This is a genomic window from Paenibacillus aurantiacus, from assembly GCF_042431225.1.
GTDB lineage: Bacteria > Bacillota > Bacilli > Paenibacillales > Paenibacillaceae > Paenibacillus_Z > Paenibacillus_Z aurantiacus.
This window is the reverse complement of record NZ_JBHMDO010000059.1, coordinates 1-1,300: the sequence shown is the minus strand read 5'-3', so window position 1 is coordinate 1,300 and position 1,300 is coordinate 1. Positions and strand designations below refer to the sequence as shown.

The following is a 1,300-nucleotide window of genomic DNA, read 5'->3' as shown; positions in this document are numbered from 1 at the left end:
TCTGGTTGTTTCTTTCTCGGAAAGGATCGATCGGGCACCACAGCGACAATATGTCGTTGCAATTCGGCCATTAACTGACGGTATCTTTTCGCTCGCTTTCTCGGCTTATCTTCGAGAAGAATTGCAATTAGCGGATCCCGCATTTTCCCGATGAGAATCGCTTTATTGATTCGGTACTCATCATATTTCAACGTTTGCGTCCGCTGGCTTTCCTTCAGTTCGGTATCTGCGTCTTCTTCCATGATGGACGCGATATTGCTCAAAAAAATCGTAGCCAAAAAATCCTGTTCGATTGACAGTGGCTTTTGAGCAGAGAAATTCTCGATTTCAAATTTGTTCTTCAGCTCATTAAACCGTGTTTCGATGCCCCATCGTTTGTTGTACAGCTCCCGACTGGCTTCATAAGGCAGCTCGTCTGAGCTTAAATTGGTGATCAATATTTCTTCTTCACCTGTCGTTAGCATGACTTTGAGCACACGAATGACAAACGCTTCTCCTGCTCGCACCACTACGTTTTTGGCTGCTAATTTCTCGGCTCTTTTCTTGGTCACCATCACGTGAACGATTTCGTCCGGCGTAGTGGTGCCCACGACTTCCTTGAGAAATTGGTGCGAGCTGCGCATCAGGTACGCAAAACCTTTCTGTTCCAAGTACTGGAGCAGGTCCAAAGAAGGGTAGCCGCGGTCGAACAAAACGAGGTCGCGTACGCCAGGTGAAGGGAAAGTTAACAGATGATCTAGGTTTTGTTTGGCCAGGTTTTTCTCGCTGTCCGCGAACTTGCCCAAGCTGGCGTGAAGCGTGAGATTGTTCTCGACATCAAAGAGAAGCGACGTTCGCGCACGCGCTAATTGAAAGTCCTTCACTTGCGTGGTGACGTACCCGAATGCCTCCTGATTTTCTTTTGTGTTCGGAACTTCCAACACGCTGCCGTCGATCGCGAGCAAGCGGAAACCCAAGAACGTTTTGAAACCGCCAATTTCGTAATATTGCTGCACCACTTCGTCATTCAGCAGGGTGAAGGCTTCGGGTAACAGCTTTTGTCTGGCTTCTGAAAAAGAGGCCTTTGTGTAAGTCGTCGCCTCGAACTCTTCGGGCATGAATTGACGGCGAAACTCGTCTAATTCGAGTTGAGTAGACTTCCGGATCATCCGCAGGATGAGGCACAGCAAAGTGAAAAAGCCGACTTTTCGATTTCGCGTGAAATCCGTTTGCTTTCTCCGGACTTTTTGAAGAAAAGAGACGTTTTTCATCATGGAAACCGCACGCGCCAAAATGATGGTTGTCTTTTTTTCATACTCAT

1 protein-coding gene is annotated in these 1,300 nt (G+C 47.5%); it reads right to left on the bottom strand.

Annotated features, from left to right (window positions below; all coding sequences use genetic code 11):
• Positions 1–1,300: IS4 family transposase (locus tag ACFFSY_RS35090; RefSeq protein ID WP_377503243.1), on the bottom strand; the 1,300-nt coding region annotated here is incomplete at both ends.